This is a genomic window from Mumia zhuanghuii (assembly GCF_042681565.1).
GTDB lineage: Bacteria > Actinomycetota > Actinomycetes > Propionibacteriales > Nocardioidaceae > Mumia.
Window position 1 is genome coordinate 75,322 of record NZ_JBHUFT010000006.1, and the last position, 26,408, is coordinate 101,729.

The window sequence follows — 26,408 nt, forward strand, 5'->3', positions numbered from 1 at the left end:
TGCAACGGATCGTGAAACTACGGTTTACGTAGCCGAGTCGCCGCGCGCCTTTCGTACGACTGCACCCTTCGCCCGGGCGGCGTCGGCGAGGCGCTCCTGGAACGCCACCATCGCCTCACTCAGCGCCGGGTCGCAGGCCGCGAGGATCCGGACCGCAAGGAGGCCGGCGTTGCGGGCGTTGCCGATCGCGACGGTCGCGACCGGGACGCCGGCCGGCATCTGCACGATCGAGAGCAGCGAGTCCATCCCGTCGAGATACTTCAGGGCGACCGGGACACCGATCACGGGGAGCGGGGTCACCGCCGCGAGCATGCCAGGCAGGTGCGCCGCTCCCCCGGCTCCGGCGATGATCACCTGCACACCGCGGGCATGCGCCTCGCGACCGTACGCGAGCATCTCGTCGGGCATGCGGTGCGCCGACACGACGTCGGCCTCGTACGAGACGCCGAACTCCTCGAGCGCCTCCGCCGCTGCCTTCATCGTCGGCCAGTCGGAGTCCGACCCCATCACGATGCCGACCTTCGGTGTCTCAGTCACGCGGGGCCTCCTGAGCCTCGTCCTCGATCTCGTCGTCCAGCCGTCCCTCGAACCACGCCGCGGCGTGACGCGCACGCTCGAGCAGGTCGTCGAGGTCGTCGCCGTACGCATTCACGTGCCCGACCTTGCGGCCGGGCTTCACGGCCTTGCCGTACAGGTGCACCTTGAGGTCGGGGTCCCGCGCCATCACGTGCGCGTATCCGTCGTACAGGCGTCCGACCTCGCCGCCGAGGATGTTGACCATCACGGTGTACGGGGCACGCGCACGCGGCGACCCGAGTGGCAGATCGAGCACGGCCCGGAGGTGGTTTTCGAACTGGCTCGTGACGGCGCCGTCCATCGTCCAGTGCCCGGTGTTGTGGGGACGCATCGCCAGCTCGTTGACGAGGATGCGCCCGTCGGTGGTCTCGAACAGCTCGACCGCGAGGATCCCGACGACGTCGAGCGCGGCGGCGACCTTCATCGCCAGCATCTCGGCCTCGGCGGCGAGCTCTGGGGCGAGGCCGGGCGCCGGTGCGATCACCTCGCGGCAGACGCCGTTCTCCTGGCGGGACTCCACGACCGGGTACGCCGCGACCTGGCCTGACACCGAGCGCGCGACGAGCGCGGAGAGCTCGCGGCGGAAGTCGATCTTCTCCTCGGCGATCAGCGGCACGCCCGCGGCGAAGGCCTCGGCGGCAGCAGCAGCGTCATCGACCACCCAGACGCCCTTGCCGTCGTAGCCGCCACGGGTCGTCTTCACGACCACGGGGAAGCCGTCGCCGGCGGCGGCGAACCGCTCCAGGTCGGCAGCATCGGCCACAGGCGCCCACCGGGGGCATGGGACGCCGAGCGCGGTGAGACGCTCGCGCATCTCGCGCTTGTCCTGGGCGTACAGCAGCGCGTGCGGGCCCGGCCTGCAGGCGTGACCCTCCGCGTCGAGCGTGCGCAGGTGCTCCGGTGGGACGTGCTCGTGGTCGAAGGTGACGACCGCGCACTCGGCCGCGACCGTACGGAGCGTCTCGAGGTCGCGGTAGTCGCCGACGGTGGTCCTCGGGTTCACCTGGGCGGCGCTCACGCCAGGCGCCTCGGCGAGCAGGCTCACGGGGACCGCGAGCGACACGGCGGCCTGCTCCATCATCCGGGCCAGCTGCCCGCCTCCGACGATCGCGAGCACAGGGCTGTCGATGGGGCTGTCCACGGGCCTCATGCTAACGGGCGGCTACGGCTGCAAGGGCTGAGCCCGGAGGGGACGCGGGCGCCGGAGCGCGTGGACGGTCCGGCGCCTTCTCCCTGTCCACGTAGGCTCGGGTGATGACGACGACGGCGGGGCGTGCCAAGGAGCGGGTCCGCGAGGTCGGCGCCTTCGGGATCGTGGGCCTGGCTGGATACGTCACCGATGTGGTGGTGTTCAACCTGCTCCGGTACGCGGGTGATCCCGGACTTCTGGAGCACAAGCCGCTGACGGCCAAGGTCATCTCGGTGGCCGTGGCCATGTGCGTGACCTACTTCGGCAACCGGCAGTGGACATGGCGCGGGCGCGGCCGGCACACCGCACACCGCGAGGTCGCGCTGTTCGTCGTGATGAACGGCATCGGGATGCTCATCGCGGTGGGGTGCCTCGCGTTCTCCCACTACGTGCTCGGGTTCGACAGCGCCCTCGCCGACAACATCTCGGCGAACGTCGTGGGCCTGGGGCTGGGCACGCTGTTCCGGTTCTGGGCGTACCGGACCTTCGTGTTCCCCGAGAGTGACTCGCGAGCACCCGCGGAATGACTCGTCAACCGTTGTAGGACCAGCGGTGGCGTACGGTCAACGGCTCCATCGTGCCGAAGCCACGCAGATGACGTTGCGCCATCGCCCGAGTCTCGAACCGGTCGCTGAGGCCGTCAGCGGTCGCGCGATCGATGATCACGCGGTTGCGTCGGGCCACCGCGGTCAGGCGTGAGGCCAGGTTGACCGGCGGGCCGTAGACGTCGCCGAGACGGGAGATGACCGGCCCCGTCCCCAGGCCGACCCTCACGTCGGGCAGGTCTCGGTCTCCACCGATCTCCGCGACGACGGCGAAGGCGATGTCGGCCGCGAGCTCCGGGGTCTCGGCCACGAACAGCACCGCATCACCGAGCGTCTTGATCGGACGCCCGCCACCCTCGGTGATGATGTCGATGCACCGGCTCTCGAACTCCTCGACGAGGTCGGCGAGGCCGTCGTCGTCGAGGCCGTTGGACAGCTTGGTGAACGCGACGAGATCGGCGAACCCGACCGTGACCACCATGCGGAGGACGTCCTCCTCGTCCGCGGCCAACGCCTCTGCGCGGCTGGCCGACGCGGCGAGGTGACGGCGCCATGCGTAGACGAGCAGCCGCTCGAAGACCGGGCCCATCGCCTCCGCGACAGCGCGACCCGAGGTCGACCACGCCACACGTTCGAGTTCACCGGAGCCGGTCCGTCGCTCGAGCACCTCGGCGATCGTCGAGACCTGCCAGTCGGCCAGACGCGACATGGTCGAGCCGAGCGCACGCGTGAGGCGGACGACTGTGTCCTCGTCGATGACGCCCGTGCCGACGATCGCGCGCACCGTCTGCAGCGCGTCGAGGTCGGCGGGGACGAACGCCTTCGTGCCTGCGGAGTCGGGGAACCCGAGGGCCCGCCACAGCCGGCGCGTCTCCTCGTACGACAGCCCCGCGGCGGCCGCGATCTCGTCGCTGGTGAAGGTGGGTTCCGCACCGAGGATGGCGCGGGCCAGGTCGTCTGCCACGTCAGATCTGCTCGTCGCTCATGGTGGTCGGATGGTGCGCGGCGAAGACGAGCGAGGTCAGCTCGCGGTGGACGTCCTCGACGCGCGGGACATCCCGGATGCGGAGCCCGGCCTGCTCGCTCGCGTCGTGGACGATCAGCGTGCCGCAGCCGAGGATGCGGTCGCTGAGGTGCTTCTCGTACGAGACGTCGTTGATCCGGTTGAGCGGGATGATCCGGCCCGTGCGGGTCAGGATGCCCTTCTGCTCGATCAGACGGCGGTTGGTGATCGTGTAGGTCCAGGTGAACCACCGCAGGAACGGCAGCACAGCCCAGACGACGATCACGATCAGCGCGACGACGAGCACCCCCGTACGCACGACGCCGTCGGTCACGGCGGCCCCGAACCCGCCCGCGCCGGCAACGACCACGAGCACCAGGAAGGCGCCGAACAGCGCTTTGACGTGCGTACGGACCGTCAGGATCTCGTGCTCACCCTCGATCAGCAGCTTCTTTGAGACACCCACGGGGTCATCGTGTCATGCCGGGGTGCGCAGATGGGTGATGTCTCCGGCGCTGACTGCCGTGACCTCGCCGTCGTGGCTGACCTGGAGCCGCCCGCTCTCGTCGAGCCCCACCGCGGTGCCCTCGAGCGTGGTGCCGTCGGGGTAGAGCACGGACACCTCGCGCCCGAGCGTCGCGCTGACGTTCTCGTACGCGGCGCGCAGTCCGGCCTCGGGGTCACCGCCGGCTTTGGTCCACCCGTCGTACAGCGCCTCGAACGCCTTCGCGTACTCGCTCACCAGCCCCGTCCGCTCCGCCGTCGGCGATCCCTCGTGGGTGAGGGACGTGGCGTTGGGGACGCCGATCTCCTCAGGCGTCACCGAGACGTTGATGCCGCAGCCGACCACGGCGGCGGGACCACTCGGGGTGTCGACGCGTTCGACAAGCAGCCCACCGAGCTTGCGGTCCTCGACGATGACGTCGTTGGGCCACTTCAGCTCCGCGATCACCCCCGCCTGACGTGCGGCGGCGACCGCAGCGAGTCCGGCCAGCAGCGGCAGCCACGTCCAGCGGTGCCCTTCGACGCGCGGGTGGACGAGGATCGACACCGCGACGGCCGAGTACGGCGGCATCTCCCATTTGCGGTCGAGCCGACCACGACCCGCGGTCTGGTGGTCCGTCGTGAGCAGCGTGCCCTCAGGCGCGCCGGCCCGCGCGAGCGCGGCGAGGTCGGCGTTGGTGCTCGCGGTCTCGGGCACGACGCGGACGTCCTGCCACCAGGACCGCAGGGTGATCAGGGCCTGCTCGAGCCCCGCGGCATCGAGGGGGCGTCGGACGAGAGGAGAGTCGAGTGGCAAGTCGCTCATGGGGCCACTGTCCCACGATCCGCGCCCTTCGGCGGACCGGTGACGCCCGGCGGCTACCCTGACCCCGTGAGCGAAGCAGTGGTACCCGAGCCGGGTCAGATCGACACGCACACGACGGCCGGCAAGCTGGCCGATCTCGACCGTCGCCTCGACGAGGCGGTGCACGCGGGATCGGCGAAGGCCGTCGAGAAGCAGCATGCGAAGGGCCGTCAGACCGCGCGCGAGCGGATCGAGATGCTCTTCGACGAGGGCTCCTTCGTCGAGATCGACGAGCTGGCGCGGCACCGGTCGACAGCGTTCGGGCTGGAGAAGAACCGCCCGTACGGCGACGGCGTGATCACCGGCTATGGCACGGTCGACGGCCGTCAGGTCTGCGTCTTCAGCCAGGACTTCACCGTGTTCGGCGGATCGCTGGGCGAGGTCTACGGGGAGAAGATCACCAAGATCATGGATCTGGCGATCAAGACCGGCTCCCCGATCGTCGGGATCAACGAGGGCGCCGGCGCCCGCATCCAGGAGGGTGTGGTCTCGCTCGGTCTGTATGGCGAGATCTTCCGCCGCAACGTCCACGCCTCCGGTGTGATCCCGCAGATCAGCCTGATCATGGGCTCGTGCGCGGGCGGTCACGTCTACTCCCCCGCGGTCACCGACTTCACCGTGATGGTTGACGGCACCTCCAACATGTTCATCACCGGCCCCGACGTGATCAAGACCGTCACCGGCGAGGACGTGACGATGGAGGAGCTCGGCGGCGCGCGCACGCACAACACCAAGTCGGGCAACGCCCACTACATGGGCGCCGACGAAGAAGACGCGATCGAGTACGTCAAGGCGCTGCTGTCCTACCTCCCCCAGAACAACATGGAGGACGCTCCGGTCCACGTCGAGGAGGCGGACCTCGACATCTCCGACGAGGACCGCTCGCTCGACACGCTGATCCCGGACTCCCCCAACCAGCCGTACGATATGCACACCGTCATCGAGTCCGTGCTCGACGACGGGGAGTTCCTCGAGGTGCAGCCGCTGTTCGCGCCGAACATCCTCATCGGCTTCGGCCGCGTCGAGGGCCGCTCGGTCGGCGTCGTGGCCAACCAGCCGATGCAGTTCGCCGGCACCCTCGACATCGACGCCTCTGAGAAGGCCGCACGCTTCGTCCGTACCTGCGACGCGTTCAACGTGCCCGTGCTGACCTTCGTCGACGTGCCTGGCTTCCTGCCGGGCACCGACCAGGAGTGGAACGGCATCATCCGCCGCGGCGCCAAGCTGATCTATGCCTATGCCGAGGCCACCGTCCCGCTGGTCACCGTCATCACCCGCAAGGCGTACGGCGGCGCGTACGACGTCATGGGCTCCAAGCACCTCGGCGCCGACCTCAACATCGCCTGGCCGACGGCGCAGATCGCGGTCATGGGCGCCCAGGGCGCGGTCAACATCCTGCACCGTAAGACCCTTGCTGCCGCGGACGATCCCGAGGCGACGCGGGCGGAGCTGATCGACGCGTACGAGCAGACGCTCGCCAACCCCTACATCGCGGCAGAGCGCGGCTACATCGACACCGTCATCCAGCCCCACGAGACCCGCACCGAGATCGTCCGTGCGCTGCGCCTGCTGCGCAGCAAGCGCGAGACGCTCCCACCCAAGAAGCACGGGAACATCCCGCTGTGAGCACCTCGTCGGTCGAGCCTGTCGAGACCGCAACCTCGTCGGTCGAGCCTGTCGAGACCACTCCTCTCCTCCGCGTCGTCAAGGGCGACCCCACCCCCGAGGAGCTCGCTGCCCTCATCGCGGTCGTCGCGGCGCGTGGAGCGGCGGTCGCCGCAGCGCCCGCGGCGCGCCGCTCGGCATGGGGAGACCCCGCCCGCGCCACGCGCCCGACGCACACGCATGGGCACGACGGGTGGCGCAGGTCGGCGTTCTCGCGCTAGAACCGAAGGCGTGACCCTTCGTCCGCTCGCCGACGTCGGTGCCGCCGACTGGCTCGTGTCGTCGGGCGCCCACTGGTTCGACCTCGCCTCGTACGGACCGCCAGGCTTCGCCTCGTACGTGCGGCTGGTCGGTCGCGGTCGCACGGCGCAGGGCGCGGAGGGCGGCGACCTCGACGACGAGGACGTGCGGGCCGCGCTCGTCGAGGTGCTCGCCCTGCACACGACGTCGGCCGCCGAGGCGTACTTCTGCCTGTGGGAAGGCGGCGGGCTCGAAGGGTCGGGAGCCCAGGGATTCCCTGATGCCTTCCCACCTGCGGTCACGCGGATGCCACGGGTGACCCTCGGCATGTTCGGGGAGCGCTGCTATCTGATGTTCGGGGGCGCACTGGGCGAGATCGGCCAATGGGGAGACGACCCCGGGCACGGCGGTATCGGCGGGCCGCACCTGTTCTGGCCGGCCGACCACGCATGGTGCGTCGCCTCCGACGTCGACGGCGACGGCAGCGAACGAGACATCCGGTGGGTCGGCGTCGGCGGGACCTCCGCCCTGATCGAGGCGTTGCGCGCCGACGGTCGGTTCGAGCTCGAGCACACAGGCCCGGACCATCCGCATCCCTACCGGTGACGGCCGCCGTACGCTGGCTCGCGTGACTCGACCCCGCCTCGTCCTCGCCTCCCAGTCCCCCGCTCGTCTGGCCACGCTGAGGAGTGCTGGGCTCGAACCAGAGGTCATCGTCTCCGGTGTCGACGAGTCGGTCATCGTGTCGGACGATCCGGTGGTGGTGGCGACGGAGCTCGCGCGACTGAAGTGCCGGGCGGTCGCCCACCGGCTGAACAGTCCCGACGACACGTTGGTGGTCGGCTGCGACTCGGTGCTCGCCTTCGACGGCGAGGTCCTCGGCAAGCCCGCCGACGCTCAGACGGCGATCGAACGATGGCGGATGATGCGCGGACGCACAGGGGTGCTCCACACCGGACACTGCGTACGTCTCGGCGAGCGGGAAGTCTCCGACGACGCAGCAACGACGGTGCACTTCGCCGACCTCGATGACGCCGAGATCGAGGCGTACGTCGCGACCGGAGAGCCGCTGCACGTGGCGGGCGCGTTCACCGTGGACGGGCTCGGCGGCGCGTTCGTGGAGAGGATCGAGGGCGACCACCACAACGTGGTCGGCCTCTCGCTCCCACTGCTGCGCACGATGCTGGCCGGACTCGGTGTCCGGTGGACCGACCTGTGGTGATGACGCTCGTCTGAGCTGGCGGCGTCCGGCTCAGCTCCGCAGGTGCAGGAGCCGATCGAGGTGCGTCTCCACCGGCGAGCGACGATCGGGTCGCGGTCGGTGGAGCGTGGAGGTCCTCGCGTGGTCACGAGTCCGAGCGCGCTCGTGGACCCCTGAGCCCTGCGGCGTGCGAAACTCGCGCAGGCGATCGCTCAACCGTTGGCGCTGCACGCGATGACGATCCTCGATCTCGAGGATCCTCGCGCCCTTGCGGCGGCTGAAGACAAACCCTCGCTCGCCGTCAGGCGCCACCCAGAGCTTGCCGAGGTGGATCAGCTGGTGGCACCGGGGGCACAGCCCGACGAGGTTGTCGAGATCGGTCCGGCCGCCGTCACGATCCCACCACGCCACGTGGTGCAGCTCCAGGTGAGTGCCCCCGCAACCCGGGTTGGCACAGACCCAGCCCTGCCTCGCGTGAACCGCCTGCCGCTGCTTGTAGGTCGCCAGCCGGTGGGTGCGCCCGACATTGAGGACGTCGGCCTGTGGGGTCGGGCCGGTCGTGTCGCCGGCGACAAGGAAGTCGGTGCGATCGGCGTCGCAGCTCAGGTAGTCGAACAGCTTGGGTCCGACAGGCCCCCACCCCGCGAGGACGGGCGGCTCGGCAGCGGGCTGTCCGGCGAGCCACGACGCCTCGACCATCACACCGACCTGTGGTCGAACCCCACGATCGGCCGGCAGGCCGTGCTCGAGCGCGGACGCAGCGAGGTCCCCGATCGCGTCGACCCGGCGCTGCGCAGGCGTGCGGGGGTCGTCGGATCCACGTGGCGCCGATGCTGCCGTCAGCCACGTCTTGAGTCGCGTGCCGGCGACGGCGTCGAGGAACCCGTTGACGTGGAAGCCCTCACCGCAGCGAGCGATGGTCAGGTCGTGCTTCTCCATGCCCGCGGCATAAGCGCGGTCAAGCTCCTCCGGGTGAGCCGTGTCGACCAGCATCGTGAGCTGCCGGGTCAGCTCGGCCGGCTCGCAGACGCGCGCGACGTCGAGCATCACGTCCTCGGCAGCCTCGACGATCTCTCGATCAGCCTTTTTGAGGGCGACCGTGAACGCGTCCACGTGTCCACCACGGATCTCTCCCGCCCGACGCGCCGCACCGACTGCCGGCAGGACCCGCATCGTGCGTCCTGCCGCGACCGCCGCGCGCGACTGCTTCACGTCCCACCGCAGCTCGCGGCGCGCCCATGCGGCCGTCGACGAGGCGCCCTCCACCTCGTATGAACGTCGCTCCTGCATCTGGTCGAACCACCTGGCCTGCAGCCCACCCAAGCGGTCTGTCGCCGCCGCCAGCCGACGCTGCATCTCGCACGTCTGCTCGTCCGAGGCCAGACCCGCGGGCTGGTCGGCGAGCGCGTCCAGCGCCGCGTCCAGCAGGTCCATCGCCTCAGGATCGAACACAAGTATGATTCTACTGCGGCACGAGGTCCGTCGGCTACCCCTCGTACGGGGCTGTGCGTATCCATCTCCGCCACTCGCCCTGTGGACGAAAACCAGCCGCGTCCCAGAACGCAGCCCCCTGCTCGTTGCCCTCGAGCACCATCGCGTCGATCCGGCCAGCACCTACCTGCCGCGCACGCTTCTCTGCGTACGCGATCAAGCGATGTGCCACGCCGCTCCGTCGCACCTCCGGGCCGACGGCCAACCGGTAGAGATGAAAACGCCACCCGTCCCATCCGACGATCAGCGAGCCAACGATCCGCTCGTCCCATTCGGCGACCACGAGCGCGTCGGCGTCTCGCTCCAGGAGCCGTCGGAACCGACGCTCTTCGAAGGGTGACCGCTCACCGCAGGGCGAGCACCATCTCCTGCTCCACGCCGTCGTGCAGGACGGCCGGGAAGGACTCCCCGGTCGCGACGAACCCCCGCCGTCGGTAGTACGCCGCGGCCCGGACGTTGTCCTCGTGGACGTGCAGGAACAGCCGGTCGAGACCCTCCTCGTCATGCGCCCACATGGCGACGGCATCGAGGAGCGCGTCCGTCACACCCGCGGCGCGTCCACGCACCTGGGGGTCGACGAAGACACCGACGAGGTTGGCCCGTGGCGGTGCGTCCGGGTCGGTGCCTGCGCCGCCGGTCGCGTACGCCGGAAGCCCAGGCGAGACGAAACCCGCCATCGACCCGATCCAGCGACCGGCGTCGTCGCCGTCGACGAATCGCGCGACGACCTGGACGTTGCCCGGAGAGGCGCTCCGCGCCGCGCGGTCACGCCAGTCCTCCTCGCCTGCGACCACCGCGTCGTCGTACCGCTCGCCGTACGCGATCGGCGTGTCCTTCAGAGCCCGGAGCCGCAGCTCGCGCACCCGCTCCCAGTCGCCCTCGACGGAGCGGAACACCTCGTACGCCATGATCGCCGACCCTACTCGACCGGCAGGCCGAGCCCTCGCGCGATGAGCATGCGCTGCACCTCGGACGTCCCCTCGCCGATCTCGAGGATCTTGGCGTCGCGGTAGAACCGGGCCACGGGGTACTCCTCCATGAAGCCGTACCCACCGAACACCTGCGTCGCGATCCGCGTAGCGGTCACGGCCTGCTCGGTGGCGTACAGCTTCGCGATGGACGCGGCCTGCTTGAGCTCCTGCCCGCCGATGCCGGCGTCCTTCATCGCGGCCGCCTCGTACGTGAGGGCGCGCGCGGCCCGTGCGGCGACGGCCAGGTCGGCGATCTGGAAGGCGACCCCCTGCTTGCGCCCGATCGGGCCGCCGAACGTCTGGCGGTCGAGGGCGTACTCGCGGGACATGTCGAGGCACGCCTCGATGCAGCCGACCGCGAGCGCAGCGATGGCGATGCGGCCGTCGTCGAGGGTGGCGAGGAACTGCGCATAGCCGCGGCCGCGCTCGCCGAGGAGGTTCTCTGCGGGGACGCGGCATCCGTTGAAGCTGAGCGGGTGCGTGTCGGAGATGTGCCAGCCGAGCTTGTCGTACGGAGCCTCGGCGACGAAGCCCGGAGTGCCGGACGGGACGATGATCGTCGAGATCTCCGGACGACCGCCGTCACGGACGCCAGTGCGCGCGGTCACGGTCACCAGCGACGTGATCGCGGAACCGGAGTTGGTGATGAACTGCTTGGCACCGTCGATCACCCACTCCCCGTCGACGAGCTCGGCCCTGGTCGCGGTCGCTCCGGCGTCAGACCCTGCGCCCGGCTCGGTGAGCCCGAAGCCCGCGAGCGTCCGTCCGGCGACGAGGTCGGGCAGCCACTGCGCCTTCTGCTCTTCTGTGCCGAAGGTGAGGATCGGGTTGATACCGAGTCCGACAGCAGCCTCGAGCGTGATGCCGACCGACTGATCGACGCGCCCCAGCTCCTCGATGGCGACGCACAGGCTCGTGAAGTCGCCGCCGGAGCCGCCGTACTCCTCCGGCGCGGTGAGCCCGAAGAGCCCCAGCTCCCCCATCCTGGCGACCAGGTCCACCGGGAAGTGGTGGTCGCGGTCCCACTGGGCGACGTGGGGGGCGATCTCGGCCTGGGCGAAGTCACGGACGACCTTGCGGAAGGCCTCGTGCTCGGAAGAGAGAGTGCTGTACGCCATCCGCTGATGTTAACAGTCGTTAACGTACGGGTACACCCGTGCCGGCCGTCCCGTCGTTCATGGCCGGCGCGGCGCGGGTCGGGGTCACCGCGGGCGCCGCGATCAGCTTCTCGAGCTCGCGGACGATCGTCGCCGGCGAGATCGGCCTCGGGCGGTCGAACACCTCGAGAAGCGCATCCACCGACTGAGCGACGGTGAACATCGCTCCCGCGGCTCGCCGCGTGGCGTCCGGGAGCGCCCCGCTCTCGATCGCGCGGCGCAAGCCCCACGCGAGTGCCTCGGCATCGTCGGGGGCGACGAGCAGCACTCCCCCACAGTCGGTCTCGGGCAGACCGCCGTCGTCCGAGGCGACGACCCGGCACCCTGCGTGCTGAGCCTCGATGGAGACGATGCCGAAGGTCTCGTGCCAGTACTGGCCGTTGGACGGCATCACCACGACGTCGTGCGCCGCCATCAGCGCGGCCATCGTCTCCGGGGTGGTGCGGCTCGCGACGACGGAGATCCCGGGGTGGACGCCGAGCATCTGCTCGATGATCCGCCCCTGCGGCTTGTCCGCCCCTGCTGCCGTCGCCGTGAACAGGAGCTCCACGTCGTCTTCGATGACGTCGATGTGGAGCATCGACAGGAGGGTGTAGACGCCCTTCTCGGGACTGAGCCTGCCTGCGAAGAGGATCCGCGTCTTGCCGGTCATGTTCACCGGACGCGGCTCGTTTGCGAAGCACGGCTCCGCAAACGGATAGACGACGCTGATCGTCGCCACGTCGACGTCCAGGAAGTGCGCCCACAAGGCAGCGGCGTACTGACTCGTGGCGATGAGGGTGAGGTCGCGCGTGCCGTCGACCGCGAACGCCCGCTCGTGCGCTCGCAGGGGCGGCGGGTTGTGCAGGATCAGGAAGGCCGGTTCGCGCGTGCGTACGACATGCGGCTCGTTGACGAAGACGACCGTCCCGTCGAGACTCCCGACCTCGGCGAGGGTCGACAGAGAGTGGAAGGGGAGGTCGGCGAACTCTTCCCGACCATCGGCGTCGTCGAGTCCGATCGTGACCACCTGCGCGGGCACGCCGCGGCGGTTCAGCTCGCGGACCTGACCGACGGTGTAGTTCTCAGAACCGCCGGTGCCTGCCGGCAGTCGGTTCCCTGGGGACCAGATGAAGGAGATCATGCGTACCACCCATGTGTCTGCGACGAGCTCAATCGGGTGGCGGACGAGAGGACCGCGGCCGCGGGTCGGATTCGGACCCCACACATGAGGAGAGAGCATCACGCCGGCGATCCGCGACCCGGGTCTCGGCGTGGACGAAGCTCTGCGAAGCAGCGAACCTGCAGCACCCCATCGTCGGCACCTGCAGGTATTTCGACACTAGCACGCACCCACACCCCCCGTTCGTGACACCGAATCTCCCTAAGGTGTTCTCCGCCTGAAGACTTGACAGGTTTGCGATCGCAAATAAAGATGTTTGCGAAAGCAAACGGAAGGAACCTCCTCGTGCTCTCTCCCACCTCGCCCCGCGCCCTGCGTCTCCTCGCGGGCACAGCGGCACCCCTTCTCGCCTCGACGCTGCTCTTCCTCCCGCAGCCGGCAGCCGCCGACGGCGAGACGCCGCAGAAGATGCAGCTGGTCCTCGACGCCTCCGGCTCGATGGCCGAGAACGCCAAGGGCGGAGGCACCAAGATCACCGCCGCCCGCACCGCCCTCACCCGCGTCGTCGACACCCTCCCCGACGAAGCCGTCGTCGGCATGCGCGTCTACGGCGCCACCATCGACACCGGCAAGGGCGCCTGCACCGACTCCCAACAGGTCGTTGAACCCGGCACCGACAACCGCGACGCACTGAGCACCGCCGTCGGCAACTACAAACCCCTCGGCGAGACCCCCATCGGCTACGCCCTCGCGCAGGCCGGCAAGGACCTCGGCACCGACGGCAAGCGCACCATCGTCCTGGTCTCCGACGGCGAGTCCACCTGTGACCCTGACCCCTGCAAGGTCGCCCGCGACCTGTCCAAGGACGGCATCGACCTCAAGATCGACGTCGTCGGTCTGTCCGTCGACGCCAAGACCCGCAAACAGCTGCGCTGCATCGCCGACGCCGGGCACGGCACCTACTACGACGCCGACGACGCCGCGTCGCTCACCGAACGCCTCGAAGTCACGTCCACTCGCGCCTTCCGCCCCTTCGACTTCACCGGCACACCCGTGACCGGCACCGCGAGTGCCTTCGACGCTCCCGAGATCGGAGTCGGGCAGTGGCTGGACAAGGTCCCGATCCGCGACACCGTCGCCTTCTACAAGATCCCCCGTACGATCCCCGGCTCGACGATCCACGTCGGGGCGACGACCCAGACCCCGGGCGACAGCCTCGGCAGCGGGCTGGTGCTCGACCTGACCGGCACGGACGGCACGACCTCGTGCGGCAGGGGTACGGCGTTCGAGAGCGCGATCGGCGGCACGAACCTCGTCAGCGGGAGCGTCAACAGCTGGTCGAGGGCACCGAAGCCGGTCTGCGACGACGCAGAGGAACTGACTCTCAAGATCGAGATCTCCGTCGACGACAGCCTCGCGGGCGCTCCGGTCGAGATCGTCGTGTACGAGGAGCCGCCGCTGGCCGAGGGGACGCTTGCGCAGCTCCCCGCCGAGGAGGGGACCCCGCAGTGGGAGCACATGGAGCCCGGGACCGCGACGGCTGAGGTCATCCCCGGGAGCAGCATCGCGAATGCGCCGGTCATCCAGGCCGGCACGTACCGCCTCGACATCCGGTCCGGCGAGCGCCAGGTGCTCGCCGTCCCGCTCGCGTGGGGTCAGCACCTCCAGGCGCAGATCGACGCGACGCTGACCAAGCCCGCGTACGACGGCGCGGGCGCCTGGAGCGGCTTCGACGTCCACGTGGTCGGCCCGACCCGTTCCGACGCCACGGCGACGCTGTTCCCCAACCCGCCGGACGACTGGCGAGCCGGGATCCCGTTCGGGAACATGTGGATCGAGGACGACAAGCACTGGCGTCGCGGCGCCACGACGGTGCCGGTCACCTACCTCAACCGCGCCTCGGCCAAAGGCGAGGTGAGCGCGTCGACGCTGCCCGGCTACCGGTACGTCGACGTCGGGTTCGTCAACCGGGCCAACGACTCGGCCGTCATCACGTACGACCTCACGGTGAAGGTCTTCGGCGAGGAAGGCGCGGGTGCACCGGAGTACGCCGACGACGCGAGCCTGCTGACGCCGGACACGGACGACTCTGGTCCGGCACCCACCGAGACGTCGACCGATGACGACGGGGACCTCACGGCAACGGCGGCGCGCGACGACGGCGACGACTTCCCTTGGCTGCCAGTCGGTGTCGGCTTCGCCGGTCTGCTGCTGGTCGCCGGCGGCGGCCTTGCGGTGCTGCTGACGCGGCGCCCCAAGCCCACCACGCCTCCGACCCCACCTCCGCACCAGCCCTGGAACGGACCAGGTCCCGGCGGTTGGTGACGGCTGGTTGGTGGCGGCTCAGCCGAGCAGCAGCACGCCCATGACCGCGAGAAGGACGATCCCGAGCGCGATCGAGGCATAACCCGCGCTCCTCAACGGGGCACGCCCACGCGTCGTCGCCGGAGCCTGTACGGGTTCCGGCGGCGGCGTGCCGGACTCCACCGGCTCAGGCCCCGTACCGACGGACTCGCGAGCGACGTGTTCGAGCACCTCGATCTCGCGACCCTCGTCGTCCGGGATCGCGTCGCCCGCAGGCACCAGTGCCGTACGGGCCAGCAGTGCCCGTGCGGCACCGGCCGAGGCCGGTCGGGCTCCGGGATCGGGAGCGGTGAGCGCCACAGCCACCTTCCAGAGCGCGGGGTCGACACCGGGCGGCGGCTTCTCGACCAGGCGTCCGGCGCCGTCCGGAGGGCGGTCGCCGGTCAGCATCTGGACCAGGACGACGCCCGCTGCCCAGAGGTCCTGCGCGGGGTCCGGCTCGGCGCCGACGAGGACCTCCGGTGCTCGATAGCCTCTCGTCCCTAGTACGACCGCCGGGGCGGTCATCCGCGGCTCATGGACCGGGGCGGCGACTCCGAAGTCACCGAGACGCAGGTACGGCCGCCCGGCACCGGTGGGCTCGAGGAGGAGATTCGCGGGCTTCACGTCCCGGTGCACCACGCCCGCCGCGTGGACAGCCGAGAGGGCGTCGAGCAGCTGGTCGAGCAGGCAGGCGACCCACTCGGGAGGCAGGCTGCCGTAGTCGCGCAGCAGGTCGTGCACCGATCCGCCCCGGACGACGTCCATCGTGAACAGCACGGTGTCGTCCGCACCGGCCCATCCACGCGGCGTCACGGTGTGCGGATGGTCGATCCGCACACTCTGCTCGCGCACGAACCGCAGCAGAAGGGCTGCATCGGCCTGCCGGATCATCTTTGCTGCACGACGGACGCCGTCACGTCGGTCATGGACCAGCCAGACCGTGCCCATGCCGCCGGACCCGATCGGCTCCAGGAGCTCGTACCGGCCGGCGAAAACCTCACCCATCGGCGCCGTACCTGCGCAGCAGCGCCGCGATCCGCGGTTGGGCGTCCGCGACGAGGGCGGCCGCCTCCTCGAAGTCCGACGCGGAGCCCTCCGTACGGAACAACGCGCGCACCGCGCTCGCCTCGGGCGTCGTCCACGAGGTCACGACCGCGACCCCCTCCTGGGACGCGAGACCGGCGAGCGCCTCCTCACGGGTCGCCCGACCGGACGCGACCCCCTGTGCCGCGGCGTACATCGCCTGCAGCCGAGACACCGCAGCCGGGTTGCCGATCTTGACGCGGTGCCCGTTGGCCAGCTGCGACAGCATCGGCGCGGAGATGCCGAGCGCCGCCGCGACCCTCGCCTGGGTCAGCCCGAGCACCTCCGCGCAGCGCCGGATGATGACCCCGAGCGGCTCCCCGTACAACGCCGCCTGCGCGCGCTGGTTCGCCTCCACGTCGGGTCCGCTCATGCTCCGCACCTTAGCCGGGGATGGACTCCTGCCGGGGGCGTGCGGCGGGCGCTCTAGACTCGACGGGCAGCCAAGGCACCATGAGGAGCTTCCGTGACCCACACCCAGGGCATCCGTCCACTGACCAAGGTCCTCATCGCCAATCGTGGCGAGATCGCGGTCCGTGTCATCCGCGCCTGCAAGGACGCGGGGATCGGCAGCGTCGCGGTGTACGCCGACGCCGACCGTGACGCGTTGTTCGTCCGGCTCGCTGACGAGGCGTACGCCCTGGGGGGCGCCACCCCGGCCGAGACCTACCTGTCGATCGACAAGATCCTCGACGTCGCCCGGCGCGCCGGCGCCGACTCCGTCCACCCCGGCTACGGCTTCCTCGCCGAGAACGCCGACTTCGCGCAGGCCGTCATCGACGCCGAGCTGATCTGGATCGGCCCGCCGCCGCACGCGATCGATGCCCTCGGCGACAAGGCGAAGGCCAAGCACATCGCCGAGCGGGCCGAAGCCCCCCTGGCCCCGGGCACCAAGGATCCGGTCGCCAACGCCGACGAGATCATCGCCTTCGCCAAGGAGTACGGGCTCCCGGTCGCGATCAAGGCGGTCTTCGGCGGCGGTGGGCGAGGGCTCAAGGTCGCACGCACCCTGGAGGAGATCCCCGAGCAGTTCGACTCCGCCGTCCGCGAGGCGGTCACGGCGTTCGGGCGCGGTGAGTGCCTCGTCGAGAAGTTCCTCGACCAGCCACGCCACGTCGAGACCCAGTGCCTCGCCGACTCCCACGGCAACGTCGTGGTCGTCTCCACGCGCGACTGCTCGTTGCAGCGCCGCCACCAGAAGCTCGTCGAGGAGGCGCCCGCGCCATTCCTGACCGACGACCAGATCGAGCGCCTCTATGCCTCCTCCAAGGCGATCCTGCGCGAAGCCGGCTACGTCGGTGCCGGCACGTGCGAGTTCCTCGTGGCCCGAGACGGCACCCTCTCGTTCCTCGAGGTCAACACCCGCCTTCAGGTCGAGCACCCGGTCTCGGAGGAGGTCACCGGCATCGACCTCGTCCGCGAGATGTTCCGCATCGCCGCCGGCGAGGAGCTCGGCTACGACGACCCTGAGATCCGCGGGCACTCCATCGAGTTCCGCATCAACGCCGAGGACGCCGGACGCAACTTCCTTCCTGCCCCGGGCACGCTGACCGTGTGGGACCCGCCGGCCGGCCCGGGCGTCCGTGTCGACTCGGGCTACGTCGTGGGCGAGACCGTGCCGGGGTCGTTCGACTCCCTGATCGCCAAGCTGATCGTCACCGGCAACAGCCGTGAGCAGGCGATCGAGCGCTCGCGCCGCGCGCTCGACGAGTTCGCCGTCGACGGCATGCCGACCGTGATCCCGTTCCACCGCCGCGTCCTCGACGACCCCGCGTACCTCGGTGACGGCGAGCGCTTCGACGTCTACACCAGCTGGATCGAGACCGAGTTCGACAACACCATCGCCCCGTACGCCGGTGGCGCCGCGGAGGCGTCCGAGACGGCCGAGCGCGAGACGGTGGTCGTCGAGGTCGGCGGCAAGCGCCTCGAGGTCGTCCTGCCCGCAGGGCTCGGCGCCGTCCCCGGAGGAGCCGCCGCAGGTGCCGCCAAGAAGCCGAAGCGGACCGCCAAGAAGGCCGGCGCCGCCGCCAGCGGAGACGCCCTCGTCTCGCCCATGCAGGGCACCATCGTCAAGGTCGCCGTCACCGACGGCCAGGTCGTCGCTGAGGGCGACCTCGTGGTCGTTCTCGAGGCGATGAAGATGGAGCAGCCCCTCAACGCCCACAAGGCCGGCACTGTCACCGGACTCGTGGCGATTGCGGGCGAGACCATCTCCGCCGGTGCGGTCGTGGTCGAGATCAAGGACTGACCCGCGGTGCGGGGGGACGCGGCGCGGCGACGCGTCGCACGGGAGGCTGTGCGGACGGCGGGTGCCGTGCTCGTGCTCGGCGTCGTGCTCATCCCCTCCCCCGCCCTCGCCTCCGCAGAGCCTGCGTCATCGCGCGATGCCGCCCGTACGGTCGACGAGATCGCTGCAGCCTTGAAGGAGGACCCGGTCCTCGTCCAGCAGGTCCTCGGCAACGGCGACGCTGCGGGCGCGGAGGAACGGATCAGCGACGCGATCGCCGACGCCGACGTCCCGGTGTACGTGGCCCTGGTGACCAAGCCCGGCGGACTCTCGGCGAGCGCCGCGTCGAAGGATCTCGCGATCCGCCTCCACTCGCGTGTCGGAGACGGCATCTTCATCGTCGGGATGCCGAGCGAGGTGCTCGCGCTCGAGGCGTGGGGGGCGCCCGACGCTCTCGGGCTCTCCGGTGCCCGGTACGACGCTCTCGAGAAGGCCCACCCGATGGTGGACTCCGACAAGGGGCTCGCCGATGTCGCCGAGGCCCAGATCGTTGCGACGATCGCGGCGGGCGGAGATCCCTGGGGGATCGACGACTCCACGCTCAGGGAGATCGCGAGCGCGCCGTGGGCAGTGCGGCCGGACTCGCTCCCCCGCGACTACGACGCCGCCACACCCGGAGGCCGAGCCGTCATCGCGACGGTCGCCGGGCTGGGGGTCCTGCTCGTCGGTCTGCGCGCCCTCCTGTGGACGACCGCGCGCCGCGACCCGGCAAAGGCGAAGACTCCTCCGCTGACCGTGTCCGACCTCGACCTTGGCGACCTCGTCGTGAGAGCGAACAGCGAGACCACGCGTCTCGCGGAGGCGCTGGCCAACGCACGCTCGTCGTCGTACGCCGACACCGCGACGGGATATCTCGGGGCTGCCGAGGCCGTGCTGCGCGGTCTCGATCCGCTCGTCGAGCCCCGGGCCCCCCGTGCGTACGGGCGCCAGCTGCGCGACGCCGTCGGAGCGCTCGTGCTCGCCCGCTCCGGGCTGTACGAGCTCGACCGCGACGGTCGCAAGAACGACCGCGGTCGTTACGTCACCTGCTTCTTCAACCCTCTCCACGGCCGTGCGGACACCTCGCTCGAAGTCCCTGGGAGGGGCGCCGTCGTCGTCCCGGCATGCCGGCAGTGCGCCAACGCTGCGAAGCACGGCAAGCTCCCCGACGCGCTGGTGTTCGCGTACCCGTCGCGCCGACCCAAGCCGTACTACGAGGAGAAGTCCGTGTGGGCGCGCTCCGGCTACGGCGCCCTCGACGGTGAGCTGTGGGCTACCGTGACCGCCGAGTCTGCAGGGGCCGGCCGATGACGTGGGTGCGCACGATCGGTGCTGTCGTCGTCACTGCCGTGGCAGCGAGCGCTGCCGTCCTCGCCGTCCAGGTCTACGAGGGCAGGCACCCCGACTCCGACGGACCCCTGCCGCGTCCAGGTGATCGGGCGACGGACGCCGTCGCCGCGCTGACCGAGAGCCACCTGTACGTCGCTCCGGAGCTGCAGGGCCTCCTCACGCCCGAGGAGCAGGCACGCGTTGCTGCCGCAGCAGCGGCGTCGGAGCCGGCGGCGTTCATCGCGCTCGCAGGCAAGGGCCAGGCCGGCTACTACCTCGACGCCGACCTCCAGGAGTATCTCCTCGACGGCGTCGCGGTCGACGGGTCGTACCTCGTGTGGGACGGCGAGAGCCTGTACGCCGACGAGAAGACACGCGGCGGCCAGCTCGACGACATGGCCGAGACGGACATGGCGGGCAAGACCGAGGCCGCGCTGATGCGCTACGTCGACTCGGTCGACGGCAACGAGATCAGGCCGTTCGAGCGCTTCGACTACTGGGGAGGTCCCGGCGGTGGATTCACCGCCGGTCTGCTCATGGTGTCCGGCGGCTACGCGGCACTCATGCTGCTGCTCGGCACCGTCCGCGCCCTCGGCGGCGCCTCGTTCCTCCTGCCAGGACGCTGGCGCGACTTCTTCCGGAGCACCGCATGACCACAGAATCCTCGCGTGCCGACCTTGACGCCATCTGGGCCGCGCTGACGGACTCCGGCGTGTACGTCCACCCCTCGCTGGCCTCCAAGGTCACGCCGGAGCACGTGAGCCAGATCCAGGCGAACGTCGCGCGGATCGACGAGCCGGTCTTCGTCATCGCGTACCCGCTCAACTACGACGACGAGTTCAACGGCGGCGTCGACGACCTCGTCGCCACGCTGCACGACCATGACCCGCAGCCCGGGATCTACCTCGCGACCGACACGAAGTTCGGCGAGGTCCGCATCGGGGGCAAGTCGTGGGACACCGACACCGACGACTACGGCGTCTCCCAGGCCGGCTACGCAGCCGGCCACAAGGAGCCGGACAACCTCGGCGACCAGCTCGTCGCCGCGACGCAGATGATGGCGGACGGGACTGTCGCCGAGGGTTACGCGGCTTTCGAGGAGGCGGCCGCCGCCAGGCGCGAGTCCTCGCAGTCGACCTCCTCGACCTCGTACGACGACGGCGGCAGCACCGGCGTGATCGTCGGGGCGTCGCTGGCGGTCGCGTTCGTCGTCGTGGCCGTCTGGCTCGCCCTGTCGTGGCGACGCTTCAAGAGGGAGCGTGGCGACATCCCGAACCGCACGAAGGCGTTCACCCTCCCTGCCTCGGTCGTCGAACGCGTCCGCGATGCTCACGACAGCGCGCTGATCGCCCGCGCGGACCGCGAGCTGCTCGCACTCGGCGAGGCGATCGACGAGACGGACCTCGCCGGCGACACCGCGGCGTGGCAGGCGGCGCTGGACCACTACGACGCTGCCAAGCGCGTACGGGGCGAGTCCGCGCGCCCCGACGTCCTGGACGTCGTCGGCGCGCTGGTCCTGGTGGGACGGGGCCGCGACGCGCTCGAGGCGGCCTCTGCAGGCAGGCCGTACGCTCCGGCGCGTCCCTGCTATCTCCATCCGCTCCACGGCACCGCCGCCGCCATGACGCCCCTGACCACCGACAGCGGCAAGGTGGTCGTCCCGCTCTGCACGCAGTGCCGACGCGATCTCAAGGCCCACCGCCGCCCCGACATCCTCGACGTCGTGCGTGACGGCAGGCCCGTGCACTACTTCGACTCGGGCGTCGAGCCCTGGGCGTCGACCGGCTACGGCGCGCTCGAGCCGGACCTCGTCACGCAGCTGCACCGTACGCGCCGCTGACCGCGCGCCGACGCGACGTGACACCGCCGCTGTGCCATCGTGCTCCCCATGACGATCGCTGTGGCCTACACCCCTGACGAGTACGGCGAGGTTGCGTTGGAGCACGCGATCGCGTGGGCGCGCGACCGCGACGCACGTCTCGTGGTGATCAACGTGGCGAAGGACTCCCAGTTCCACGAGCACCACGACGTCGTCTCCGGATACGACCTCGAGCAGCTCCAGCACCGGCTCGGGTCGGAGGGGTTGCGCGAGCACGATGTCCGCCAGCCTGTGGGGGCCGGTGTCGCCGAGCTCGTGCTCGAGACCGCGGCCGAGGAGAACGCCGACCTGCTCGTCATCGGTATCCGCCACCGGTCGGCAGTGGGCAAGCTCATCATGGGGAGCGTCGCCCAGCAGCTGCTGCTCGATGCCCAGCTGCCGGTCTTCGCGGCGAAGCCGGGACAGCACCCGTTACGGTGAGGTCCGGTCGTCCCACCAAGGAGGCGACCGACCGGACCTGACGCGCTCCCGATCGGAGTTTCCCCATGTTCCGCAAGGTCGTCGTCGCCAACCGAGGCGAGATCGCGATCCGTGCCTTCCGCGCTGCGTACGAGCTCGGCGCGCGCACCGTCGCCGTGTTCCCGTACGAGGACCGCGGCTCCGAGCACCGTCTGAAGGCGGACGAGGCTTATCAGATCGGCGAGGTCGGCCATCCGGTCCGCGCCTACCTCGACCCCGAGGAGATCGTCGCCACCGCCGTCCGCGCCGGTGCCGACGCCGTCTATCCCGGCTACGGGTTCCTGTCCGAGAACCCCGCCCTCGCGAGCGCCTGCGCCGAGGCCGGCATCACGTTCGTCGGGCCGTCCGAGGAGGTCCTGCGCCTGACGGGCAACAAGGCCCGGGCGATCGAGGCTGCCCGCGCGGCGGGCGTCCCGGTCCTCGCGTCGGTGCCGCCGAGCCGCGACGCCGCCACGCTCGTCGCCGCCGCGGACGCCCTCCCGTACCCGCTGTTCGTCAAGGCCGTCGCCGGCGGCGGAGGCCGTGGGATGCGGCGCGTCGACGACCCGACGCAGCTGCGCGACGCGGTGGAGGCCGCGATGCGCGAGGCGGAGGGCGCGTTCGGCGACCCGACGTGCTTCATCGAGCAGGCCGTCGTCGACCCGCGCCACATCGAGGTGCAGATCCTCGCGGACGCGACCGGCGACGTCGTGCACCTGTACGAACGCGACTGCTCGGTCCAGAGGCGCCACCAGAAGGTCATCGAGATCGCGCCCGCGCCGCGGCTCGACCCGGAGATCCGCGCGCGCATGTGCGCCGACGCCGTCGCGTTCGCGCGCGCGATCGGCTACACCTGCGCCGGGACGGTGGAGTTCCTGCTGGCGCCCGACGGGTCGTACGTCTTCATCGAGATGAACCCGCGGATCCAGGTCGAGCACACCGTCACCGAGGAGGTGACCGACGTCGATCTCGTCCAGGCACAGCTGCGGATCGCGTCCGGCGAGACCCTCACCGACCTCGGGCTGCGCCAGGACGCGATCACCGTACGAGGTGCGGCGATGCAGTGCCGGATCACGACCGAGGACCCGGCCAACGGGTTCCGGCCCGACACCGGCCGGATCACCACGTACCGCTCCCCCGGCGGCGCCGGCGTCCGCCTCGACGGCGGCACCACGTACGCGGGGGCTGAGATCGGCGCGTACTTCGACTCGCTGCTCACCAAGCTCACCTGTCGCGGTCGCGACTTCGAGGCGGCCGTGGAGCGAGCGCGGCGCGCGATCGCCGAGTTCCGGATCCGTGGCGTCACGACCAATCTCACGTTCCTGCAGGCGGTGCTGAACGACGAGGAGTTCGTCGCCGGCGGCGTCACGACGTCGTTCATCGACCGGCACCCCGAGCTCCTCGAGGGCGCGCCGTCGGCCGACCGCGGCACGAAGCTGCTCGCCTACCTCGCCGACGTGACCGTCAACCGTCCGCACGGCGTCTCGCCGGACGTGCTCGACCCGCGCGAGAAGCTGCCCGCCGTCGACCTCGGCGCAGCCGCACCCTCGGGCACGCGCCAGCAGCTCCTCGAGGTCGGGCCCGAGGCGTTCGCGCGGGCGCTGCGCGAGCAGACGCAGGTCGCCGTCACCGACACGACGTTCCGCGACGCCCATCAGTCGCTGCTCGCGACCCGCGTGCGCACGTACGACCTGCTCGCCGCGGCGCCCGTCGTCGCGCGGTCCACGCCACAGCTGTGGTCGATCGAGGCGTGGGGCGGCGCGACGTACGACGTGGCGCTGCGTTTCCTCAAGGAGGACCCGTGGAAGCGGCTCGCCGAGCTGCGCGCGGCGATCCCGAACGTCTGCCTGCAGATGCTGCTGCGCGGCCGCAACACGGTCGGCTACACCCCGTACCCGACCGAGGTCACCGACGCTTTCGTCACGGAGGCGGCCGCGACGGGCATCGACGTGTTCCGCATCTTCGACGCGCTCAACGACGTCGCGCAGATGCGGCCGGCGATCGAGGCCGTGCGCGCGACCGGGACGGCCGTCGCCGAGGTCGCGCTCTGCTACACCGGCGATCTGATGAACCCGGACGAGCCGATCTACACGCTCGACTACTACCTGCGGCTCGCCGAGCGGATCGTCGACGCGGGCGCGCACGTGCTCGCGATCAAGGACATGGCCGGGCTGTTGCGCGCTCCCGCGGCCGCGCGTCTCGTCACGGCGCTGCGCGAGCGCTTCGACCTCCCGGTCCACCTGCACACCCACGACACCGCCGGCGGTCAGCTCGCCACGCTGCTCGCGGCGATCGACGCCGGTGTGGACGCGGTCGACACCGCTTCGGCGTCGCTGTCGGGCACGACTTCGCAGCCGCCGATGTCCGCGCTGGTGGCGAGCACCGACCACACCGATCGGACGACCGGGCTGTCGCTGCGCGCCGTCAACGACCTCGAGCCGTACTGGGAGGCCGTCCGCAAGCTGTACGCGCCGTTCGAGGCCGGACTGCCGTCGCCGACCGGGCGCGTCTACCGCCACGAGATCCCGGGCGGGCAGCTGTCCAACCTGCGGCAGCAGGCGATCGCGCTCGGGCTCGGCGACCGGTTCGAGCAGATCGAGGACATGTACGCCGCCGCGAACGACATCCTCGGCGACATCGTGAAGGTCACGCCGTCGTCCAAGGTCGTCGGCGACCTCGCGCTGCACCTCGTCGCGGTCGGCGCTGATCCCGCGGAGTTCGCCGAGAACCCACAGGCGTACGACATCCCGGACTCGGTGATCGGCTTCCTCGCCGGCGAGCTCGGCGACCCGCCCGGCGGATGGCCCGAGCCGTTCCGTACCCGCGCGCTCGAAGGCCGTACGGTCAAGATCGGCGAGACCGAGCTGGGCGCGGAGGACCGCGCGGGGCTCGCGGCGGATCCGCGGCCGACGCTCAACCGGCTGCTGTTCCCAGGGCCGACGCGCGACTTCGAGCACGCACGCGGGGAGTACGGCAACGTGTCGGTGCTGCCGACCGACGCGTTCTGGTACGGACTGCGCTCCGACGCCGACGTCGAGGTGAGGCTCGAGGAGGGCAAGACGCTGATCCTCGGGCTCGAGGCGATCTCCGACGCCGATGCGCGCGGTCTGCGCAACGTGCTGTGCACGCTCAACGGGCAGCTGCGTCCGGTCATGGTGCGCGACCGTTCAGTGGCCAGCGACGTCGTGACTGCGGAGAAGGCTGATCCGTCCGACCCGCTGCACGTCGCGGTGCCGTTCGACGGGGTGGTCACGCCCTCCGTGGCCGTCGGCGACACGGTCGAGCCCGGACAGCAGGTCGCGACGATCGAGGCGATGAAGATGGAGGCCTCGATCACGTCGCCGAACGGCGGCACGGTCTCGCGGCTCCTGATCGAAGGCCCGCGCCAGTCCGAGGGCGGCGACCTCCTCCTCGTCCTCGGCTAGCCCGCCCCGCCCCCGCCCCGTCCCGTCCCCGATTCGGGCACTTCGCCACTCTTTCGTCCAGGGAAGACGGTGGAAATCCGCCCGAATCGGGGACGGGACGGGCGGGGCTGTGGAGAGCGGCGTCGGCACCGCGCGAACGGACCCACCCTGCATGCGTGAAAGCCATCCCCGCATTGCTCTTCGAACGTCCGTTCACCCCGCGCGACGCCAAGTCCGTCGGAGTGTCACGACGCCAGCTCGACGGGAACCGTTTCGTACGACTGTTCCGTGGCGCATACGTCACCGCCGGGACGAGGCTCACACTCGTCGTCTGGATCCGTGCCGCACTGCTCCTGCTCCCGGACGACGCCGTCGCGAGCCACCTGACCGCATTGCGTCTCTGGGGCCTCGAGCTGCGCTCGCTGCTTCCGCTCCACTTCTCGACCAACACCGTGGCGCGCATCCGACGCGACGAGATCCGCCTCCACCGCCGCCGCGGCCGACTGCGCGCGTACGTACGCCAGTTCCTCGCGTGCACGGGGCCTGACCGGACATACGTCGACTGCGCCACGATCCTCAACGCTGTCGAGCTCGTCCAGGCCGCCGAACATCTGATCCACGCCGGCCACACCACGCTCGCGGAGCTCTCGACGTACGTCGGAGCGACCCACATCGACGGGGTCGTCCGCGCACGGCGCGCCTTCACCTACGTCCGCGAAGGTGTCGAGTCGCCGATGGAGACCCTCGTACGGCTCATGCTCGTCTTCGCCCGTCTCCCCGAGCCCAACCCGAACCCCGACATCCTCGACAACCTCGGCCGGTTCGTCGCACGCTGCGACCTTGTCTACTGGGACTACCGCGTGATCGTCGAGTACGACGGCGCGTGGCACGAACGCTCCAAGAAGCAGCGCGCACGCGACCGTACGAGGCGCGAGGCACTCGAGCGACTCGGCTGGACCGTGATCGTGGTCCTCGAGGACGACCTCACCAACAAGAAGGCGATCGTATGGCGCGTCTACGGAGCACTCCGCGACAACGGATACGAAGGACCGCGCCCGCACTTCAACGCCATGTGGACCCGCTGGTTCGTGTGACACCCGATGTCCCGTCCCCGATTCGGGCAGTTCCGCACCGAACTGATCCGCCGGATGGGTGGAGAACTGCCCGAATCGCGG

The 26,408-nt window shown here is 70.5% G+C and carries 24 protein-coding genes and 1 pseudogene; 13 read left to right on the forward strand and 12 right to left on the reverse strand.

Going from position 1 to position 26,408, the window contains the following annotated elements; all coding sequences use genetic code 11:
• Window positions 1–24: 24 nt before the first annotated feature.
• Together purE and ACFSDF_RS07660 are read right to left on the reverse strand one after the other, a co-directional pair.
• On the reverse strand, window positions 25–648 hold the full coding sequence (gene purE / locus ACFSDF_RS07655) for a 5-(carboxyamino)imidazole ribonucleotide mutase (protein ID WP_167005210.1): 624 nt from the start codon (window positions 646–648) through the stop codon (window positions 25–27).
• Window positions 530–1,726, reverse strand: a complete 1,197-nt coding sequence (locus tag ACFSDF_RS07660) for a 5-(carboxyamino)imidazole ribonucleotide synthase (protein ID WP_167005213.1) — start codon at window positions 1,724–1,726, stop codon at window positions 530–532. The genes purE and ACFSDF_RS07660 overlap by 119 nt, the downstream gene beginning before the upstream one ends.
• Before the next feature lie 104 nt (window positions 1,727–1,830).
• On the opposite strand from ACFSDF_RS07660, the gene ACFSDF_RS07665 reads away from it, so the two are divergent.
• Window positions 1,831–2,292, forward strand: coding sequence for a GtrA family protein (locus ACFSDF_RS07665; protein ID WP_167005216.1), 462 nt, complete (start codon window positions 1,831–1,833; stop codon window positions 2,290–2,292).
• A gap of 4 nt (window positions 2,293–2,296) precedes the next feature.
• Here the strand turns inward: ACFSDF_RS07665 and ACFSDF_RS07670 are convergent, their stop codons facing one another.
• From ACFSDF_RS07670 to ACFSDF_RS07680, 3 genes are read right to left on the reverse strand one after another with little or no spacing between them, the layout of a single operon-like run.
• Entirely contained in the window at window positions 2,297–3,274 is a 978-nt protein-coding gene (locus tag ACFSDF_RS07670; protein WP_167005219.1) for an adenylate/guanylate cyclase domain-containing protein, read from the reverse strand.
• A gap of 1 nt (window position 3,275) precedes the next feature.
• Window positions 3,276–3,779 carry a PH domain-containing protein gene (locus ACFSDF_RS07675; protein WP_167251702.1) on the reverse strand — a complete coding sequence of 168 codons (504 nt, stop codon included), beginning with the start codon at window positions 3,777–3,779 and terminating at the stop codon, window positions 3,276–3,278.
• Between the two features lie 12 nt (window positions 3,780–3,791).
• The gene (locus ACFSDF_RS07680) at window positions 3,792–4,622 is read right to left on the reverse strand and encodes a biotin--[acetyl-CoA-carboxylase] ligase (RefSeq protein WP_167251701.1); all 831 of its coding nucleotides are present in this window, start codon (window positions 4,620–4,622) and stop codon (window positions 3,792–3,794) included.
• A 66-nt stretch (window positions 4,623–4,688) separates the two neighbouring features.
• On the opposite strand from ACFSDF_RS07680, the gene ACFSDF_RS07685 reads away from it, so the two are divergent.
• Genes ACFSDF_RS07685 through ACFSDF_RS07700 form a run of 4 tightly spaced genes read left to right on the forward strand, consistent with a single transcriptional unit; the run spans window position 4,689 to window position 7,788 of the window.
• Entirely contained in the window at window positions 4,689–6,287 is a 1,599-nt protein-coding gene (locus ACFSDF_RS07685; protein WP_243843020.1) for an acyl-CoA carboxylase subunit beta, read from the forward strand.
• Window positions 6,284–6,547, forward strand: a complete 264-nt coding sequence (locus ACFSDF_RS07690; protein ID WP_167005227.1) for an acyl-CoA carboxylase subunit epsilon — start codon at window positions 6,284–6,286, stop codon at window positions 6,545–6,547. The genes ACFSDF_RS07685 and ACFSDF_RS07690 overlap by 4 nt, the downstream gene beginning before the upstream one ends.
• Before the next feature lie 10 nt (window positions 6,548–6,557).
• Window positions 6,558–7,172 (forward strand): hypothetical protein, encoded by a 615-nt coding sequence (locus tag ACFSDF_RS07695; RefSeq protein WP_377156954.1) that lies wholly within the window; start codon window positions 6,558–6,560, stop codon window positions 7,170–7,172.
• Window positions 7,173–7,194: 22 nt separating this feature from the next.
• Window positions 7,195–7,788, forward strand: a complete 594-nt coding sequence (locus ACFSDF_RS07700) for a Maf family protein (RefSeq protein WP_167005233.1) — start codon at window positions 7,195–7,197, stop codon at window positions 7,786–7,788.
• Between the two features lie 30 nt (window positions 7,789–7,818).
• Here the strand turns inward: ACFSDF_RS07700 and ACFSDF_RS07705 are convergent, their stop codons facing one another.
• From ACFSDF_RS07705 to ACFSDF_RS07725, 5 genes and pseudogenes are all read right to left on the reverse strand, one after another.
• Window positions 7,819–9,219: an HNH endonuclease gene (locus ACFSDF_RS07705; RefSeq protein ID WP_167005236.1), complete on the reverse strand. Its 1,401-nt coding sequence runs from the start codon at window positions 9,217–9,219 to the stop codon at window positions 7,819–7,821.
• Between the two features lie 34 nt (window positions 9,220–9,253).
• Window positions 9,254–9,586 (reverse strand): annotated as a pseudogene (locus tag ACFSDF_RS07710) (GNAT family N-acetyltransferase); the annotation flags it as partial.
• A gap of 16 nt (window positions 9,587–9,602) precedes the next feature.
• Window positions 9,603–10,166: a GNAT family N-acetyltransferase gene (locus ACFSDF_RS07715; RefSeq protein ID WP_167005243.1), complete on the reverse strand. Its 564-nt coding sequence runs from the start codon at window positions 10,164–10,166 to the stop codon at window positions 9,603–9,605.
• A gap of 11 nt (window positions 10,167–10,177) precedes the next feature.
• Window positions 10,178–11,347, reverse strand: coding sequence for an acyl-CoA dehydrogenase family protein (locus ACFSDF_RS07720; RefSeq protein WP_167005246.1), 1,170 nt, complete (start codon window positions 11,345–11,347; stop codon window positions 10,178–10,180).
• Between the two features lie 19 nt (window positions 11,348–11,366).
• Window positions 11,367–12,509, reverse strand: coding sequence for a glycosyltransferase family 4 protein (locus ACFSDF_RS07725; protein ID WP_167005249.1), 1,143 nt, complete (start codon window positions 12,507–12,509; stop codon window positions 11,367–11,369).
• Between the two features lie 324 nt (window positions 12,510–12,833).
• On the opposite strand from ACFSDF_RS07725, the gene ACFSDF_RS07730 reads away from it, so the two are divergent.
• Window positions 12,834–14,813 (forward strand): vWA domain-containing protein, encoded by a 1,980-nt coding sequence (locus tag ACFSDF_RS07730; protein WP_167251698.1) that lies wholly within the window; start codon window positions 12,834–12,836, stop codon window positions 14,811–14,813.
• 18 nt (window positions 14,814–14,831) lie between these two features.
• Here the strand turns inward: ACFSDF_RS07730 and ACFSDF_RS07735 are convergent, their stop codons facing one another.
• Both ACFSDF_RS07735 and ACFSDF_RS07740 read right to left on the reverse strand, forming a co-directional pair.
• A complete protein-coding gene (locus ACFSDF_RS07735; RefSeq protein WP_377156958.1) occupies window positions 14,832–15,839 on the reverse strand; it encodes a serine/threonine-protein kinase in 1,008 nt (335 codons plus the stop codon).
• Window positions 15,832–16,290 (reverse strand): helix-turn-helix domain-containing protein, encoded by a 459-nt coding sequence (locus ACFSDF_RS07740; RefSeq protein ID WP_377156960.1) that lies wholly within the window; start codon window positions 16,288–16,290, stop codon window positions 15,832–15,834. Before ACFSDF_RS07740 ends, ACFSDF_RS07735 begins: the two co-directional genes overlap by 8 nt.
• A gap of 93 nt (window positions 16,291–16,383) precedes the next feature.
• Here ACFSDF_RS07740 and ACFSDF_RS07745 point away from each other — a divergent pair, with 93 nt between their 5' ends.
• From ACFSDF_RS07745 to ACFSDF_RS07775, 7 genes are all read left to right on the forward strand, one after another.
• Window positions 16,384–18,165, forward strand: coding sequence for an acetyl/propionyl/methylcrotonyl-CoA carboxylase subunit alpha (locus ACFSDF_RS07745; protein ID WP_377156962.1), 1,782 nt, complete (start codon window positions 16,384–16,386; stop codon window positions 18,163–18,165).
• Window positions 18,166–18,171: 6 nt separating this feature from the next.
• Window positions 18,172–19,494 (forward strand): hypothetical protein, encoded by a 1,323-nt coding sequence (locus ACFSDF_RS07750; RefSeq protein ID WP_377156964.1) that lies wholly within the window; start codon window positions 18,172–18,174, stop codon window positions 19,492–19,494.
• Window positions 19,491–20,165, forward strand: coding sequence for a hypothetical protein (locus ACFSDF_RS07755; protein ID WP_167251696.1), 675 nt, complete (start codon window positions 19,491–19,493; stop codon window positions 20,163–20,165). Before ACFSDF_RS07750 ends, ACFSDF_RS07755 begins: the two co-directional genes overlap by 4 nt.
• Complete coding sequence (locus ACFSDF_RS07760) at window positions 20,162–21,352, forward strand: hypothetical protein (RefSeq protein WP_377156966.1); 1,191 nt, start codon at window positions 20,162–20,164, stop codon at window positions 21,350–21,352. The genes ACFSDF_RS07755 and ACFSDF_RS07760 overlap by 4 nt, the downstream gene beginning before the upstream one ends.
• A 48-nt stretch (window positions 21,353–21,400) precedes the next feature.
• Window positions 21,401–21,811, forward strand: a complete 411-nt coding sequence (locus tag ACFSDF_RS07765) for a universal stress protein (RefSeq protein ID WP_167005269.1) — start codon at window positions 21,401–21,403, stop codon at window positions 21,809–21,811.
• A gap of 65 nt (window positions 21,812–21,876) precedes the next feature.
• On the forward strand, window positions 21,877–25,254 hold the full coding sequence (locus tag ACFSDF_RS07770) for a pyruvate carboxylase (RefSeq protein WP_377156969.1): 3,378 nt from the start codon (window positions 21,877–21,879) through the stop codon (window positions 25,252–25,254).
• 155 nt (window positions 25,255–25,409) lie between these two features.
• The gene (locus tag ACFSDF_RS07775; RefSeq protein WP_167005275.1) at window positions 25,410–26,327 is read left to right on the forward strand and encodes a DUF559 domain-containing protein; all 918 of its coding nucleotides are present in this window, start codon (window positions 25,410–25,412) and stop codon (window positions 26,325–26,327) included.
• Window positions 26,328–26,408: the final 81 nt, after the last annotated feature.

Excerpts from the sequence above, each read along its gene's own strand:
- purE (WP_167005210.1), bottom strand. The coding sequence starts at position 648 with ATGCGTACGGCGACGACCTCGACGACCTGCTCGAGCGTGCGCGTCACG.
- ACFSDF_RS07660 (WP_167005213.1), bottom strand. The coding sequence starts at position 1,726 with ATGAGGCCCGTGGACAGCCCCATCGACAGCCCTGTGCTCGCGATCGTC.
- ACFSDF_RS07665 (WP_167005216.1), top strand. The coding sequence starts at position 1,831 with ATGACGACGACGGCGGGGCGTGCCAAGGAGCGGGTCCGCGAGGTCGGC.
- ACFSDF_RS07680 (WP_167251701.1), bottom strand. The coding sequence starts at position 4,622 with ATGAGCGACTTGCCACTCGACTCTCCTCTCGTCCGACGCCCCCTCGAT.
- ACFSDF_RS07715 (WP_167005243.1), bottom strand. The coding sequence starts at position 10,166 with ATGGCGTACGAGGTGTTCCGCTCCGTCGAGGGCGACTGGGAGCGGGTG.
- ACFSDF_RS07720 (WP_167005246.1), bottom strand. The coding sequence starts at position 11,347 with ATGGCGTACAGCACTCTCTCTTCCGAGCACGAGGCCTTCCGCAAGGTC.
- ACFSDF_RS07725 (WP_167005249.1), bottom strand. The coding sequence starts at position 12,509 with ATGATCTCCTTCATCTGGTCCCCAGGGAACCGACTGCCGGCAGGCACC.
- ACFSDF_RS07735 (WP_377156958.1), bottom strand. The coding sequence starts at position 15,839 with ATGGGTGAGGTTTTCGCCGGCCGGTACGAGCTCCTGGAGCCGATCGGG.
- ACFSDF_RS07740 (WP_377156960.1), bottom strand. The coding sequence starts at position 16,290 with ATGAGCGGACCCGACGTGGAGGCGAACCAGCGCGCGCAGGCGGCGTTG.
- ACFSDF_RS07755 (WP_167251696.1), top strand. The coding sequence starts at position 19,491 with ATGACGTGGGTGCGCACGATCGGTGCTGTCGTCGTCACTGCCGTGGCA.
- ACFSDF_RS07760 (WP_377156966.1), top strand. The coding sequence starts at position 20,162 with ATGACCACAGAATCCTCGCGTGCCGACCTTGACGCCATCTGGGCCGCG.
- ACFSDF_RS07765 (WP_167005269.1), top strand. The coding sequence starts at position 21,401 with ATGACGATCGCTGTGGCCTACACCCCTGACGAGTACGGCGAGGTTGCG.
- ACFSDF_RS07770 (WP_377156969.1), top strand. The coding sequence starts at position 21,877 with ATGTTCCGCAAGGTCGTCGTCGCCAACCGAGGCGAGATCGCGATCCGT.